The organism is Winogradskyella aquimaris, from assembly GCF_042676105.1.
GTDB lineage: Bacteria > Bacteroidota > Bacteroidia > Flavobacteriales > Flavobacteriaceae > Winogradskyella > Winogradskyella aquimaris.
Map to the genome: position 1 here is coordinate 110,942 of NZ_JBHTJQ010000002.1, position 16,019 is coordinate 126,960.

Consider the following 16,019-nt stretch of genomic DNA (forward strand, 5'->3'; position numbering starts at 1 on the left):
TTTATGCTATATGCCTTTTATAGTAGGCTAATAGATCCTCAGCAGATGCACCCAACCATTTTTTCAGGTGTATAGCCCAATAATGAATTTGTAATTTCCAAATTCCAACCCTTTTGTAAAGTCTGGCTGAGGTGATAATTCTTTTATTAATGACAATGAATTGATTGCGTTTGTAGAGTTCCTTTATTAAGATGTTGTCTTCGTAAATGATATAAGCTTCGTCATAACCACCAATAGTGTTGAATAACGATTTAGTAATAAATAAGCTCTGGTCACCACCACGACAAACTTTTAAATTAAACTGCGTTAACCAACCTGCAAGTTGTAGCCACCAATGCGAACTATCGAATTGCATTCTAAAACAACCTGCTTCATGTCCTTTTTTAACTTCGTTTATAATGTAATGGTCAAAATGTTTGGGCGGAAAAGAATCAGCGTGTAGAAAATATAAAATATCCCATTTGGCATTTTTTGCACCTAAATTCATTTGTTTAGCTCTACCTTTTGGTGAATTTAAAAGTAATATGTCGGGTTGAGTGAAATCGCTTTTTTGAGCTTCTTGATTCAATTTTTCACTATGTTCAAAATCACTCGAAGCGATGAAGTTGGTTACAATTTTTTGAGTGCCATCAGTACTTCCGCCATCCACAACTATGATATCTGAGATATTATTAGAATCGGAATTTTCCATAAGGTGCTGTAATAAACTGCCGATAGTTTTGGCTTCATTTAATACTGGGATTATAACACTTATCATATTATTACTTACAGAAAAATTAGTAACTAAGTTTTCAATCATTTAAGGCCCAATTGTAGTCTTTAAAACTTTTTTTGGCCTTATCTGAAATGACGATATCTGAATAGCGATTTAAAAAATCAATAAGACTTCCGTTTTGTTCAAAATCTTTTTTAAACCATCTGAAAATTTTAGAGAGTTTGAGTTCGTTTTCTGAAATCTCGTTTTTTGACTCATCTGCCAAAAATGCTTTAGTTGCTTCGGTGAGTTGTGTGTCTAAATCTTCAGCGACAAAAGCTTTGTTTTTTAATTTAGGACATGATTTAGATGCACAAACAATGGCAAAATGAATTCTTGGTTCGTTCATTTTTCGCAAAATGTCATGTTCAATATCATTAAGGTTGAGCCATTTGTCTTTGAATTTCCATAAGCGTTGATCCCAAGGGTCCTTAAGGTCTTTAATGCTTTCCAATGGATAATTTCTTAGGATTAAGTCTATCGTAAGTGCGTTGTAGGCATTGATCCAAAATGCGAGTTGTTCTTCTTTTGTGTTGCCTTCTGAAGGAGCATTAAGCTTTAAATATGAAATATAATTTTTAAGTTTTAAACTATCTTTTATAAACGCTTCATAATCTACATTACCTGTTTTTGAAACATGATTGGTTAACAGTTCTGTCCACAACTGATGATCAGAATTTTGTGCTAAACCAAAAAACGTCCAACCAAAGCATACTATATAAATAAGGATTTTCATTCTTGCTTTTATAGTTTTTTGATTAAACGTTTGTTTTGAATTTAGATTGTCGATTAGCAACAGCCTCCACCATCGTAATGATAGGTAGATTCGCTAATAAAAATATCATCCCTGCCTAAACTCGCTAAGGCACCAGCAGTCTTATCGCAAATAGCTAATGGTTGGTTTTTTAGTAGTATATGGCCTGCTTTATCGTCAAAATAATCATCTTCGCCATAGTATATGGCAGCTTTACCTGTAAAAACACAAGATCCGTCAACAGGCATTGGATCTTTTATGGCTGCAACTTCGATCGATTCAATATAAATTAATTCGTCCGTTGGATAATGCTTAGGGTCTAATATTCTGTAAGGTTTGCGTGCTCTAATTTCAATAGTGCCAAATCCAGCATCCGTTAAAGCTTTTACGTATTCTTTAATGGGTAAACTACCACTCAAACATAATGCTCGTAATCTTTCATCATTTCGTAAAGCGTCGTTCATGGGCTGCTCGCATGTAGGGTCACTCATTACCAAACGACCGTGAGGCTTTAATACACGATACATTTCTGCGATAGCTTTTTTTAATTCGTCTGCTTTAAAAATATTGAATAAACAGTTTTGTGCCGCAACATCTATACTATTATCTTCAACTGGTAGGTGTAAGGCATCTCCTTTTTTTAGATCCACAAAATCACTCTTAAACCAAGGATTTAATCTTTCAGCTTCTTTAAAATTTTGACGTGAGGCCTCTAACATTTCTTCAACAACATCTACGCCAACAACACCTCCTTTTTGTCTGTTGAAATAAGCAAATTGAAGCAGTTCCATACCTCCGCCAACACCGACATAAAGCATTTTGGGGTTGTTGGTTAAATCGCGAGCATGCACTGTAGAACCACAACCATAGTTCATTTCTTGCATTATTTTTGGGATTTTTAAACCAGGAAGTTCCCAAATAGGGTTTGTAGTACAGCATAATCCAACATCTGGTGTCAGTGCTGCTTCTTTATAAACGTTTTTTGTGGTCTCTAAATAGCTCATAAGTTTGTTGTATTGTGTTGGGTTTTCAGTGGGTGATCTCAATGAGCATTGTCATTGAAGACCAAGTGTTTTAAAGTGTTTTTATTAGTTCTTTAAATAAGGTGATCATGTCAGGCTCGGCTTTATTAGCCATAGCAATAATCTCTTCAATATTTACAGGTTTTAGGTTGTCTGGATCGCATTCGTCAGTTAAAACTGAAACAGCCGCAGTTTTTAAGTTAAGATGATTGGCTACAATAATTTCTGGCACGGTACTCATGCCAACAGCATCGGCTCCAATAATTTTTAACATGCGGTATTCAGCTCTGGTTTCTAACTGCGGACCAACGACACTGGCATAAACACCTTTGTGTAAAGTAATGCCATTAACCTTAGCAATTTTTTCAAAGTTTGAAATGATTTCTGTATCGTATGGAGCACTCATATCTACAAAGCGTTCGCCAAGTTTGGAAACCCCTTTAAATGACAATGGAGAATTACCCTGTAGATTGATATGATCATCAATCAGCATTAACTCGCCCTTTTTAAAGTCTAAATTTACGGCCCCAGCGGCATTTGAAACCAAAAGCGTTTTAATACCCAGTTGTTTCATGATTCTTACAGGAAATGTAACATCTTGTAGTGTATAACCTTCATACACGTGAAAACGCCCTTGCATAACAACTACTTTTTTTCCTTCAAGAATGCCATAAATCAATTTGCCTTTATGGAATTCTACTGTTGCTGTGGGGAAATTTGGGATATGATTATAGCTGGCTTGCGCTAGTATATCTATTTCGTTGATTAACTGTCCCAATCCTGTTCCTAAAATGATTCCTACCTCTGGATTGTCAAAACCTTTGTCTTGAAGGTACTCAGTGCTTTCTGTTATTTGTTTAATCATTAAACTGCTGTATTTTTTCTTGTAATTTAGTGTTGTTCATATAAAAATCTGAAGCTATTAAATCTTCATAAGTATCAATATCGTTTAGAGGTTCTAATGTACTAAACGATATATTTAAATGTTCTAATTCCAGGAGTGTTGTTTTTAGTAAATGCGGTTGACTCCATGGCTTATTTATAAAAATCCCTGGTGGTAATTGACTTAAACCAATGAGGTAATAGCCGCCATCTTCCGCTGGGCCAAAAACGACCTGATTCTTCTCTAATGCTGCTAAGCCCTCTTCAATATGTAATGTGCTAATATCAGGTAGATCAGAGCCAATGAGTACAATATTCTTGTAACCGTCTTCAAATCCATCTTTAAATGCATTATACATACGTTCTCCAAGATTTGTACCGCTCTGTATCCTGTTTGCGTAATTTGGCCATCCGTCATCGTCTATAGTTTCAGAGAAGTATATGCGAACATCGCAACTTAATTCAGCAACAGCATTTTTTGTGATTTTCAGAAGTTCTTTATACACTTCTAAAGCACCTAGATCTCCAATGGTTTTGGCTAATCGTGTTTTTACAGACCCTAAGGTTGCTTTTTTTACAAAAACAATGACGAGGTTTTTAGTCATAAATCTTTATACCTTTTAGGAGCCATTGACTCCATTCTTTTGAAAATGCATGCACATTTTCTGTGGGATTGTTGTTGTTATCGTAAACTGTGAAACCCTTATTTTTCCATTCAAAAATTCCCCCAAAAAGGTTGTAAACATTAGTGTATCCTTTATTTTGTAATTGTTCTGCAATATCTTCGGAGCGAATGCCTAACGAACAGTACACTACAATCATTTGATCTTTATTGTTGAGGTTCTTTACCGTATGTTCTAAATTAAATTCGTTATACCCAACATACAGAGCATCCTTCAGGTGACTAACCTCATATTCCTTAAGTTCTCTTGCATCCAAAAGAATGGCATCGGTTTTTGGCATGGCCAATTCTTGAACCGAAATATAAGGGATATCTTCATTGTTATGCTTCTTTAAAACCTCTGGAAGGGTTTGTTGGGAAAACACAAATCCAGAAATAAATAAAAAGGTATATATAATAGTTCTTTTCATAATTTAAGAGTCGTGTAATAACAAATATCCGTTAAGCTACAGTTCCTTGACAGCTACTGCCTGCACCAGCAGTACAACCATAGCAATGCTGGGAGATTACAATATTTCTGCCCTCAAGTAAATCTTCATTGTATTCTGAAATGTGTTTCACTTTGCTATTTACAGGGAGCTCTAACATTTGATTAAAATCACAATCGTACAAGTAGCCATCCCAACTTACGGAAATAGTATTGGTACACATCACATTGGCCACAGCTGCAGGATTATATGCTTCTACTAATTGGTACATATAATCTTCATAATTTTCCGAAGCTATTAGGTAATCCAAAAAGCGACTTATGGGTAAATTGGTAATGGCAAATAAATTATGAAACTGTATTCCGAAATCTTCCATGAGGGCTTTTTTAAAGTCCTTTTCCATTGCAGCTTGATTGCCAGGTAAAAAAGCACCTGATGGGTTATAAACCAAATCTAACTTTAAGTCACTATTGGGCATACCATAACCTACGGCATTTAAGTCTTGTAAGGCTTTTATAGACTTATCAAAAACACCATCACCTCTTTGCTTGTCTGTTTTTCCGCGGGTCCAGTGAGGCATTGAACTCACAACATGTATATTATGTTTTTTAAAGAACTCGGGTAAGTCATGATATTTTTTATTCGCTCTAATGATGGTGAGATTTGAACGTACTATAAAATCCTTAACACCTGCTTTTCCAGCCTCTTCCACAAACCATCTGAAATTAGGATTCATTTCTGGTGCTCCCCCTGTTAAGTCTAATGTATGGGCACCAGTTGTTTTAATCACTTCCAGGCATTGTTGCATGGTTTCTTTGGTCATGATTTCTTTACGATCAGGTCCTGCGTCTACGTGGCAATGCTCACAAACCTGATTGCACATGTAGCCAACATTAATCTGTAGGATTTCGAGCTTCTTAGCGCTTAGAGGAAATTGATTGGTTTCGGCTATTTTGTCTTTAAAAGTTGGTAATTCGCCATTTTGAAAAATACCATTAGAAAGAATTTCTAACTGCTTTTTACTTTTGGCTAATACGCTTTCGCGTTTGTGCAAAGATTTGGTGATCATTAATTATGTGGTCTTTTTACTGTATGTACGATAATACTATAAAGTTTTTTTTAAGGCTTTTATCCATCTAATTTATTGACTTTGTTCATCATTTGAACACCATGAACCAAGGATGCTCCACCTCTAATAGCGCCTGCAACATGGAGTGCTTCCATCATTTCTTCCTTAGTAATGCCTCTTTGTAACCCATCACCGGTATAAGCATCGATGCAATATGGACATTGAATGGTATGAGCTACGGCAAGTGCGATTAAGGATTTTTCTCTTTCGGATAGCGCACCCTCTTTAAAGACGGCATTGTAGTAGTCAAAAAATTTACCGCCAAGTTCTTCGTTCCAATCTGAAATTTTTCCAAATTTTCTCAAATCAGCCGGATCATAATACGTTTTAGACATGTATTTTCATTTTAAATTGTACGAAAAATCAATATAGCACTTTTGTCGAAGTTAATTCTTAAAGATTACAGAAAAATTTAAAATTTGATGAATTAGACGCCTATACTTTTTATAAAAGTCTTACTGTTAAGCTAATACTTTATTTTATCCTCTTTTTTTTTCCATTCTTTAAATGCTTCAATAGCAATTTCGGGTGCTACTTGCTCAAAAGGAATACTTCTTTCGTTGTATGGTAAAGGAATTTCTTTGTAAATAAATTCGTCGTCAAAGCCAATATTAGCAGCATCTGAATGGTTACTGCCATAAAACACCCTATCAGGTCTTGCCCAATAGATAGCGCCTAGACACATGGGGCAAGGTTCACAGGAGGTATAGATGTCACAACCTTCTAATTGAAAGGAATCCAAGTTTTTGCAGGCTTCTCTAATAGCTGTAATTTCCGCATGAGCAGTCGGATCGTTGGTGGAAGTGACTTTGTTGTTGCCTCTCCCTATGATTTTTCCATCTTTTACAATCACACAACCGAAAGGGCCACCTTCATTACTGCGCATTCCCCTTAAAGCAGTTTTTACCGCCTCGAGCATAAATTTTTCTTTTTCACTCATAGTCAAAAAAATCAAAAGTCTAAATTAGGATGTAAAAATAAGTAATGCCTATTTTAAACAAGGATAATTTAATAGCTAAATAATGTTAATCCCTTTAGGTTATGGTCTAAAAACAATATCTTTAAGATTCGAAGATTAGCAAACCACAAAGCACTTAAATTTAATTTATTCTATGCATACTGAACCCAAATTAGCACGATTCAATCAAAATGTACTTTCCAAATATCAGATATACAATAGTATCTTTATGACATTGCCTTTTGATACTTTGTCTAAAACAGTGGCCTTGTTACCATTGTTTTATGAAACTTGTAAAACAGGATTTGAAGATAAGCATGATCCCACAACCATAGTAAAAACCTTTTTTAACAAATATCAAAGTCAACTGAACGAGAAAGGCCAGATAGACTTGTTGTTTCGTTTTATACAATACATAGAGCGTCAGGTTGTTTTATTTGATGCGGTTGAGGATGCCGCTTTTCCGATTGTAAATAATATGGAAGGTGTTGGGTCGTTAAGAAGTTTAAAAGAAAATGCAGCGGCACAGCATAAAAAGGAATTGCTCAAGCGATATCTCGAAACCTTTAATGTGCGCATTGTTTTAACCGCGCATCCAACACAATTTTACCCAGGTGCTGTATTAGGTATTATAACGGATTTAGCCGAAGCCATAAAAACCGATAACTTAACTGAGATTAGTGAACTATTGGGACAGTTAGGAAAAACCCCTTTCTTTAAAGACCAGAAGCCAACACCTTATGATGAAGCTGTTAATTTAATTTGGTATCTCAAAAATGTATTCTACCATTCCTTTGGGGATATTTACGATTATGTACAGCAAAATATTTTTGATTATGATGAGATAAATAATTCTTTGGTAAATATTGGTTTTTGGCCAGGAGGTGATAGGGACGGCAATCCATTTGTAACACCGCAGATTACCTTAAATGTTGCCAAAAAATTAAAAGAGTCTATCATCAAAAATTATATTAAGGATGTTAAATATTTGAGGAGAAGGCTGACTTTTAGAGGTATTAGAGAGCGTATCATTGATGTAAACCATAGATTGTACAATACGTTATTACTTAAAGATAATGACATTACCCTAGAGGAATTAAAATCGGAATTAAACCAGATAAGAACACAATTAATTGAAGAGCATCAATCTTTATATTTGGACAAAGTAACCTCGCTAATTAATAAGCTAACCTTATTTGGGTATCATTTTGCCAGCTTAGATATTAGGCAAGACAGTCGCGTTCACGATAAAATGTTTAGGTCGCTTGTTGGTGAGTTAATTAATAATGGTAGTGATCTCTTTCCTGAAAACTTCTTTGAACTTTCGGAAAGTGAACAAAAGCAACATCTGGCCGCTATCAACGGTACCATAGGCAATGTTGAGTTTAAAGAAGCTTTATCTAAAGACATTGTGGAAACGATAAAAGCGATGAAATCCATTCAGGAAACCAATGGGGAAATAGCCTGTAGCCGATATATAATTAGTAACAACCAAACCACGATGAATGTGCTGCAGTTATTCGCTATGTTAAAAATAATTGCTTTTCATGACAGTTTAACTGCTGATGTAGTACCACTATTTGAAACGGTATCGGATTTAATTGCTGCCCCTAAAGTCATGGAGGAGCTCTACACGAATTCACATTACAGAGCTCATTTAGAGAACAGAAATAACAGGCAAACAATAATGCTTGGTTTTAGTGATGGTACCAAAGATGGTGGTTACTTAATGGCCAACTGGGCTATTTTTAAAGCAAAAGAAGCGTTAACAGCCTTGTCGCGCCAATATGGTATTGATGTGATATTTTTTGATGGTAGAGGGGGCCCGCCTGCTAGAGGTGGTGGTAAGACACATCAGTTTTATGCGTCATTAGGTCCGACGATTGAGGACAAGGAAATTCAGTTAACCATACAAGGACAGACCATTAGCTCCAATTTTGGAACTTTAGATTCTTCAAAATACAATATGGAACAGCTTATTAGTTCTGGTATTATGAATCGTCTTAACGATAAGAATTTAGAAATGGAGGTTGAAGATAAAAACGTTATGGACCATTTGGCAGAATTGAGTTATCAGGCTTATGTAGATTTTAAAGGTCATCCCAAGTTTCTGCCGTATTTAGAGCATATGAGTACCTTAAAATATTATGCTAAAACCAATATAGGTAGTCGTCCTTCAAAACGTGGTAAATCTGAAGGCTTGGATTTTGAGGACCTTAGAGCAATTCCTTTTGTAGGCTCTTGGAGTCAGCTCAAACAAAATGTTCCTGGCTTTTATGGTGTTGGGACGGCCTTGAAATTTTATGAAGATAAAGGCGAGTTTGAAAAGGTTAAGCATTTATATAAAGAGTCAAGATTTTTTAGAACACTTATTGCTAATAGTATGATGTCGTTGTCTAAATCCTTTTTTGAGTTAACACGTTATATGGCAGAGGATAAGGAGTATGGTGATTTTTGGAAATTAATTTACGAAGAGTACGAAACTACAAAACGACTTATTTTAAAACTCACAGGGTTTAATAAGCTCATGGAAAACGAACCTGTGGCCAAAGCATCGATAGCGGTAAGAGAGTCTATCGTATTACCATTGCTTACCATTCAGCAATTTGCACTCAAAAAAATGCAAGAATTAAAAAGTGCCGATGAAAGAGATGAAGCTAAAATTGCTGTTTTTGAAAAGATGGTAACCCGATCCCTATTTGGAAACATTAATGCAAGTCGAAATTCTGCTTAGGCTCTTAATGTTTGAAAGAAATTAAATACCCTCTAAACTTTATTTAGAGGGTATTTTTTCACAATTTAAATTAAAAACAAGTATAAGAAGTTTTAGTGTTCGTTTAATCTGAAATCTGGATAGGCATCCATACCGTGTTCATAAGCATCCAGTCCTTCTAGTTCTTCAAGTTCGGAAACTCTAATTCCAACAGTTTTCTTTAAGGTAAAAATGATTAAAAACGATGAAACCAGGCAAATAGCCGCATAAGCTAATACTCCATAGAGTTGAGGTAAAAATGATAAAGCGTTCGTTGCTTCTAGTGCAGAAGCCACAACGTTACCATCAGCATTTAAAAATTCACCAGCTTCATTAGTCAATGGTTTAAAACCAAAAATTCCTACGGCTAGGGTTCCCCAAATACCACAAACTAGATGTACGGCAATGGCACCAACAGGGTCGTCTAGCTTTAATTTATCAATGAAGCTTACGGCAAAAACAATGATAATACCTGAGATGGCCCCAATTACAATAGCATCTGTTGGGCTCATAACATCGGCGCCAGCAGTAATGCCTACAAGGCCACCTAAAATACCATTTAAAAACATGGTAAGGTCTAAATTTTTAAACATGAGGGTTGATGTGATTGCAGAAAAAACTCCACCCGCTGCCGCAGACAGACAAGTTGTAACTAACGTTAGTGATGTCAGTTCAGGGTCTGCAGATAATACAGAGCCACCATTAAAACCAAACCATCCCAACCATAAGATTAAGACACCTGCGGTGGCAATTGGAATATTGTGTCCTGGTATGGCTTGCAGTTCACCATCTTTAAATTTCCCGATTCTTGCACCTAATAAACAAACGGCCACTAAGGCTGCCCATCCGCCAACGGAATGCACTAGTGTTGAACCTGCAAAATCATAAAAACCAAGTTGGTCTAGAAATCCTTCGCCCCATTTCCATGATCCTGCAATAGGGTAAACAAGCCCAACGTAAAGTACGGTGAAGATCATGAAAGGTCCAATTTTAATACGCTCAGCTACAGCCCCTGAGACAATGGTTGCTGCAGTAGCAGCAAACATACCCTGGAATAAGAAGTCGGTCCAGTAGGTGTAACCTTCGTTGTATGATAAGTCTAATGTGCCGGTTTCCGTTAAAGGAGCTTCAAGTCCAAAGCCAGATAAACCAATGAAACCGTTGAAATCTCCGGGATACATTAAATTAAAGCCCACGAGGTAATACAGTAACAAGCCAACAGTAATTATAAAAATGTTTTTGAACAATATATTTATGGTATTCTTCTGACGTGTTAAACCTATCTCTAAGAATGCAAAACCTAAGTGCATAAAAAACACCAAGGCAGTACAAATCATCATCCAAATGTTATTAGCAGTAAATAATTCCATCTTGTTAATTTAAAGTTTGACTTCCTTTTTCGCCAGTTCTAATTCTATAACATTCTTTGATGTCTGATACAAAAATTTTACCGTCACCAACTTCTCCCGTAGCTGCAGATTCTAAAATGGCTTTAATGGTAACCTCTTCAAAATCATCGTTCACAACTATAGATAGGTAGCGTCTTTGTATATCGCTGGTACTATATGAGACTCCTCTGTAGACATGACCTTCTTTTTCGTTTCCAAGACCGGTAACATCCCAATACGAGAAGAAATTAACGCCAACGTTATGCAGTGCGCTTTTAACAGCAGAAAACTTGGATTTTCTAATAATAGCTTCGACTTTTTTCATCAGTTTTAAATTTTATGAATTCTATTAAAATTCTAAATTTTGTCAAATTTATTATTTTTAATATAAAAACCCCCTAAAAAATAGGGTATGAGGATTAAATAATAGTTAAAAAGTAATTATAGCCCTAAAAAAATAAGGGTATAGTGTTGTTAATAAATTTTTAAATGTAAATAAGTACATTATTAGCTAGCGTATTTAAGCTACCAGAATTGTGATACAATAACTTATTTATGTGCTAGTTGATTAAAAAATCTGTAAGCTCTTGATAAGTAGAAATCTTAATGCTCTTTTTTTCTTTATTCAGTATAGATTTGATTTGTGAAGGTATTGTCATATTATCGACAATGTCTTTTGGCATGACAGGTAAAAACTTAATAGGGTGTGCCGTCTCGAGGAAGACTCCATGAACTTTCAGGTTTTGATTTAAATAAGTTTTTAGGGCCAGGTAACCAATAGCTCCGTGAGGGTCAGCAACGTAATTATGGTGTATTTTTAAATAGTTTATGGCTTTCACTGTTTCTGCATCATTAAAGCTATAGCCTGAAAGATTTTGTTTCAATCGGTCAAAATTATGATCGTGAAGCTCTTCAATTCTTATAAAATTACTGGGATCACCAACATCCATGGCGTTGCTAATAGTAGAAACAGAGGTTTTGGTCTTATAATTACCCGTTTTTAGATAATCTGGAATTATGCTGTTGGCATTGGTTCCTGTAACAAAATGATGAATGGGTAATCCTAATTTTTGAGCCATCATACCAGCACAAATATTACCATAATTACCGCTTGGAACAGAAAATACTAAGTTTTTGCCCTTGTGTTTTAATGCTTTGTAGGCAAAAAAGTAATAGAACATCTGTGGCAGCCATCTGGCTACGTTTATGGAATTTGCAGAGGTAAGTGTTCTAGCGGTTTTTAAATTTTGGTCTAAAAAAGCGGTTTTTACCATGGCTTGGCAATCGTCAAATACACCGTTAACCTCTAAGGCGGTAATATTTTGTCCTAGCGTGGTCAATTGTTTTTCTTGAATATTGCTAACCTTACCACTGGGATATAAGATTATAACATCTACGCCTTTGACACCTAAAAATCCATGGGCAACGGCACCTCCCGTATCACCAGAAGTGGCAACCAGAACAGTAATGTTATCCTTGTTATTATTTTTATTATTGAAATACCCTAGACACCGAGCCATAAACCTTGCGCCAACATCTTTAAAAGCCATGGTCGGACCATGAAACAATTCTAAAGCTGTAATGTTTTTGTCAATTTCAACCAATGGAAAATCAAAATTTAAAACATCTTTTAAAATCTTTTTGAGATCATTTTTAGGGATTTCATTACCAACAAAGGGGGCAATGACTTCAAATGCAATAGAAACATTATCTAGATTTTCAATATTTTGAAAAAAGGAATCTGATAATCTTTCAATTTTTTTAGGAAAGTACAAGCCTTTATCAGGGGCCAATCCTCTTACAACAGCTTCTTCAAAACTAACATCTGGAGCATTATGGTTTAAGCTATAATAGGTCATTGGATTCGGGTTCCTGTTTTACTAATTTGAGATACATACGTGCTAAAGTCAATATCTGATTTTTTATAGACAGAAGCTATAGCATATTCAACTTGTTTGGCAGTCTCCAAACCTTCGCTCAAGGCAAAAATGGATGGGCCAGATCCTGAGATACCAGCTCCTAAAGCGCCTGATTTAAGGGCTGCATGTTTGACCTCATCAAAAAAAGGAATCAATTTTTTTCGGTTGGGTTCCGCAACTAAATCGACCAAAGACCTACCGATTAAATCAAAATTATTGCTGTAGAGGCCGCTAATAAGTCCGCCAACATTAGACCATTGAGAAATGGCAGTTTTTAGATCAATCTGTGTTGGTACAACCTTACGTGCGTCTTCGGTTTTTATTTCAATCTGGGGATGAATAATAGTAGCTATGAGGTTGGTGGGTGTTGGAATATTCACTATATCCAAAGGCTCATTACTCCGAACCAAAATGAATCCTCCGTAGATTGCCGCGGCAACATTATCTGCAATGGCAGATCCACAAGCAACAACTTCGCCTTGCATGGCAAATTTAGTAAGTTCAAGGTCTGGGTAACGCTTATCTAATAGTTGATTAACGGCAAACGCAGCTCCTGATGCGCTAGCGGCACTACTTCCTAGGCCACTACCAGGTTTAAAATTCTTAAAAATTTGAATATCTAGACCAAAATTGGCTTTACTATCTTTAAGCATAAGTTGGGCAACAGCGCCAGCTACATTTTTATCACTATCATAAGGAAGGTCTGCCCCTTCTATTTTAGATATGATTACACCTTTAGAGTCTGTTTTAGTAAATATCATGTCATCACCCAAAGTTTCTAAAGCAAAGCCCATAGCATCATAACCACACGATACATTAGCGACTGTTGCTGGTGAAAATACTTTGATTTGATCCATGTTTTTTTAATTTCTTCCTAAGGTAATGATGTCGCCAAATAAACCAGAAGCAGTAACTTGGGCACCAGCTCCAGCTCCCTTTATTATTAATGGTTGTTCGGCATATCGTTCTGTAAAAAACAGTACAATATTGTCCTTTCCTTTTAAATTGTAAAAAGGATGCTCTTTGTTTATTTCTTGTAATCCGACACTAGCTTTACCCTCGTTAAATTCTGCAACATACTTGAGTTGACAGTCGTTACTTTTGGCAGAGCTATAAAGCTTGCTAAAATGTAAAGCTTCGGTTTTTAAGGTTTTGTAAAACTCATCAATCGTTTTTGCTTTTAAACTTGCCTTTGGTAAGAACGATTGGTTTTTAATAGCTTTTAAATCGATTTTAAAACCAGCTTCCCTAGCAAGGATTAAAATTTTTCGTGCCACATCAATACCACTCAAATCTATTCTTGGATCTGGTTCGGTATAACCTTCTTCTTGAGCTTGTTTTACAATGTCATGAAAACTGCACTCATCATTAAAGTTATTGAAAATAAAATTTAAGCTTCCTGATAATACGGCTTGAATCGAAGTGATCCTGTCACCCGAATTGATTAAGTTGTTGAGTGTATTAATAACAGGTAATCCTGCACCAACATTGGTTTCAAATAAAAACGAAGCATTGTATTTTCTTGATAATTCTTTTAGCTCTCGATAATCTGAATATTTTGAAGAGCACGCTATTTTATTGCATGCTACAACCGAAATACTCTCTTTTAAGTAGTCTTTGTAAGTGTTTGCAACATCCTCGTTAGCGGTGACATCTACAAAAATGCTATTGCTTAGGTTATACTTTTTAACGGTTTCAAAAAATAATTGGTGCGTGCGTTTTTTACCTTTTTGTAATTGCGCTTTCCAAGAATTTAAGTCTATGCCTTCCTCGTCAAAAAGCATTTTTTTGGAGTTACTGATACCAACAACCCTAACGTTTAGCAGCAGATTAGTATTGAGGTGCTGTTGTTGCTTTCTTATTTGGTCCAATAATATAGCTCCTACATTACCAACGCCCACAATAAATAGATTGAGCGTTTTAACTTGTTTTTCGAAGAACTGATTATGTAATACTGTAAGGGCTTTTTTTATGTCTTTGCTAGCGATGACTGCAGAAATATTCCGTTCAGAAGCCCCTTGAGCGATGGCTCTTACGTTTACATTGTTTTGGCCTAAAGCTCTAAACATTCTGCCGCTAATCCCTTGATGACTCTTCATGTTGTCACCAACTACAGCGACAATTGCAAGGCCTTCTTCAACCAATAGAGGTTTGATTTTCTTTTTGGAAATTTCATATACAAATTCCTCATCAACCACGTGCTTGGCCTTTTTTGCATCAGCACTATATATGCCTACACATATGGAATGCTCAGAAGATGCCTGGGTTATTAAAACTACATTAATACGATTTCTTGATAAGGCGGAGAACAAACGTTTAGAAAATCCGGGTATGCCCACCATACCATTACCTTCTAATGTAAGTAAGGCAATGTTTTCAATATGGCTTATGCCTTTTACAGGCAGAGTTTTATTTTTGTTTTTTTTCGTGATTAAAGTACCTTCTTCAGTGGGTGCAAATGTGTTTTTTATAAGAATAGGAATATTCTTTTGCAAAGCCGGTTGAACCGTTGGTGGATACAATACCTTGGCACCAAAATGTGATAATTCCATGGCTTCCTCGTATGAGATTTCTCTTATAGGAAAAGCCTGTTTTACCAATTTAGGATTAGCAGTGTACATGCCACTGACATCGGTCCAAATCTCAAGAATATCTGCTTTAACTGCGGAAGCAATCAATGCTGCTGTATAATCTGAGCCACCTCTACCAAGGGTCGTGGTGTCCCCATTTCCATTTTTTGAAACAAACCCAGGGAGTACTACAACCTTATTTTTGTTCTTTTTAAAAAAGGTTGAGATATTGGTTGTGGTTTCTTTTGTTTTTACAATTGCGTTTGTGAAAGTAGAATCTGTTATTATGAGTTCTCTACTATCTTTTAAGGTCGAACTTTTTAAGGTTTGTTGTAAAATTTCAGAAATGATGTAAGATGATAACAGTTCCCCAAAACTCACAATTTTATCTATGGTTTTGTTTGAGAATTCATTGATTAGATATAAGCCTTGAAGGAGTTGCTTTAAATCCAAAAGCAATCCATTAACTTCATTAAGGACATCAGTTCTTTTTTGATCTGAAATAAGATCCTTTACTAAGCTGATGTACCGATTGCTCACTTCCTCATATACTTCTAAATACTGTTTGTCTTTTTTCGTGGCGAGTTCACCAGTTTTCATGAGCATATCGGTAGTGCCACCTAATGCAGATACAACAACTGCAATATTGTGTTTTTTAGATTCCTTCTCTAAAATCTTGATGACTTTTGATATGTTATCGGCATTGGCAACAGAAGTACCACCAAACTTAAGTACTTTCACTGGTAAATAATTCTTTTAACAATGATATTAAAAAATGTGT

General features: G+C 35.8%; 15 protein-coding genes. 1 reads left to right on the forward strand and 14 read right to left on the reverse strand.

Annotation, left to right across the window (positions count from 1 at the left end):
- Position 1: 1 nt before the first annotated feature.
- The 9 genes from ACFQ1K_RS01025 to ACFQ1K_RS01065 form a co-directional block, all read right to left on the reverse strand.
- Positions 2 to 799, reverse strand: a complete 798-nt coding sequence (locus ACFQ1K_RS01025) for a TIGR04283 family arsenosugar biosynthesis glycosyltransferase (protein ID WP_320555689.1) — start codon at positions 797 to 799, stop codon at positions 2 to 4.
- The gene (locus tag ACFQ1K_RS01030; protein WP_320555688.1) at positions 792 to 1,490 is read right to left on the reverse strand and encodes a DUF547 domain-containing protein; all 699 of its coding nucleotides are present in this window, start codon (positions 1,488 to 1,490) and stop codon (positions 792 to 794) included. The genes ACFQ1K_RS01025 and ACFQ1K_RS01030 overlap by 8 nt, the downstream gene beginning before the upstream one ends.
- Positions 1,491 to 1,543: 53 nt before the next feature.
- On the reverse strand, positions 1,544 to 2,512 hold the full coding sequence (arsM, locus tag ACFQ1K_RS01035) for an arsenosugar biosynthesis arsenite methyltransferase ArsM (protein ID WP_320555774.1): 969 nt from the start codon (positions 2,510 to 2,512) through the stop codon (positions 1,544 to 1,546).
- Between the two features lie 70 nt (positions 2,513 to 2,582).
- Positions 2,583 to 3,395: a purine-nucleoside phosphorylase gene (locus ACFQ1K_RS01040; protein WP_320555687.1), complete on the reverse strand. Its 813-nt coding sequence runs from the start codon at positions 3,393 to 3,395 to the stop codon at positions 2,583 to 2,585.
- A complete protein-coding gene (locus ACFQ1K_RS01045; RefSeq protein WP_320555686.1) occupies positions 3,388 to 4,017 on the reverse strand; it encodes a TIGR04282 family arsenosugar biosynthesis glycosyltransferase in 630 nt (209 codons plus the stop codon). Before ACFQ1K_RS01045 ends, ACFQ1K_RS01040 begins: the two co-directional genes overlap by 8 nt.
- Positions 4,010 to 4,504, reverse strand: coding sequence for a rhodanese-like domain-containing protein (locus ACFQ1K_RS01050; RefSeq protein ID WP_320555685.1), 495 nt, complete (start codon positions 4,502 to 4,504; stop codon positions 4,010 to 4,012). Before ACFQ1K_RS01050 ends, ACFQ1K_RS01045 begins: the two co-directional genes overlap by 8 nt.
- A gap of 31 nt (positions 4,505 to 4,535) precedes the next feature.
- Positions 4,536 to 5,591, reverse strand: coding sequence for an arsenosugar biosynthesis radical SAM (seleno)protein ArsS (gene arsS, locus ACFQ1K_RS01055; RefSeq protein ID WP_320555684.1), 1,056 nt, complete (start codon positions 5,589 to 5,591; stop codon positions 4,536 to 4,538).
- Between the two features lie 59 nt (positions 5,592 to 5,650).
- The gene (locus tag ACFQ1K_RS01060; protein ID WP_320555683.1) at positions 5,651 to 5,986 is read right to left on the reverse strand and encodes an arsenosugar biosynthesis-associated peroxidase-like protein; all 336 of its coding nucleotides are present in this window, start codon (positions 5,984 to 5,986) and stop codon (positions 5,651 to 5,653) included.
- 131 nt (positions 5,987 to 6,117) lie between these two features.
- The gene (locus ACFQ1K_RS01065; protein ID WP_320555682.1) at positions 6,118 to 6,591 is read right to left on the reverse strand and encodes a nucleoside deaminase; all 474 of its coding nucleotides are present in this window, start codon (positions 6,589 to 6,591) and stop codon (positions 6,118 to 6,120) included.
- Between the two features lie 172 nt (positions 6,592 to 6,763).
- Between ACFQ1K_RS01065 and ACFQ1K_RS01070 the strand changes: the two genes are divergently transcribed.
- Positions 6,764 to 9,343, forward strand: a complete 2,580-nt coding sequence (locus tag ACFQ1K_RS01070; protein WP_320555681.1) for a phosphoenolpyruvate carboxylase — start codon at positions 6,764 to 6,766, stop codon at positions 9,341 to 9,343.
- A 92-nt stretch (positions 9,344 to 9,435) separates the two neighbouring features.
- On the opposite strand, the gene ACFQ1K_RS01075 is transcribed toward ACFQ1K_RS01070, so the two are convergent.
- The 5 genes from ACFQ1K_RS01075 to thrA form a co-directional block, all read right to left on the reverse strand.
- Positions 9,436 to 10,731, reverse strand: a complete 1,296-nt coding sequence (locus ACFQ1K_RS01075) for an ammonium transporter (RefSeq protein ID WP_320555680.1) — start codon at positions 10,729 to 10,731, stop codon at positions 9,436 to 9,438.
- Positions 10,732 to 10,735: 4 nt separating this feature from the next.
- On the reverse strand, positions 10,736 to 11,074 hold the full coding sequence (locus ACFQ1K_RS01080; protein WP_320555679.1) for a P-II family nitrogen regulator: 339 nt from the start codon (positions 11,072 to 11,074) through the stop codon (positions 10,736 to 10,738).
- A 235-nt stretch (positions 11,075 to 11,309) separates the two neighbouring features.
- Positions 11,310 to 12,608 (reverse strand): threonine synthase, encoded by a 1,299-nt coding sequence (thrC, locus tag ACFQ1K_RS01085; RefSeq protein ID WP_320555678.1) that lies wholly within the window; start codon positions 12,606 to 12,608, stop codon positions 11,310 to 11,312.
- Complete coding sequence (locus ACFQ1K_RS01090) at positions 12,605 to 13,525, reverse strand: homoserine kinase (RefSeq protein WP_320555677.1); 921 nt, start codon at positions 13,523 to 13,525, stop codon at positions 12,605 to 12,607. Before ACFQ1K_RS01090 ends, thrC begins: the two co-directional genes overlap by 4 nt.
- Positions 13,526 to 13,531: 6 nt before the next feature.
- On the reverse strand, positions 13,532 to 15,979 hold the full coding sequence (thrA, locus tag ACFQ1K_RS01095) for a bifunctional aspartate kinase/homoserine dehydrogenase I (protein ID WP_320555676.1): 2,448 nt from the start codon (positions 15,977 to 15,979) through the stop codon (positions 13,532 to 13,534).
- Between the last annotated feature and the right edge of the window lie 40 nt (positions 15,980 to 16,019).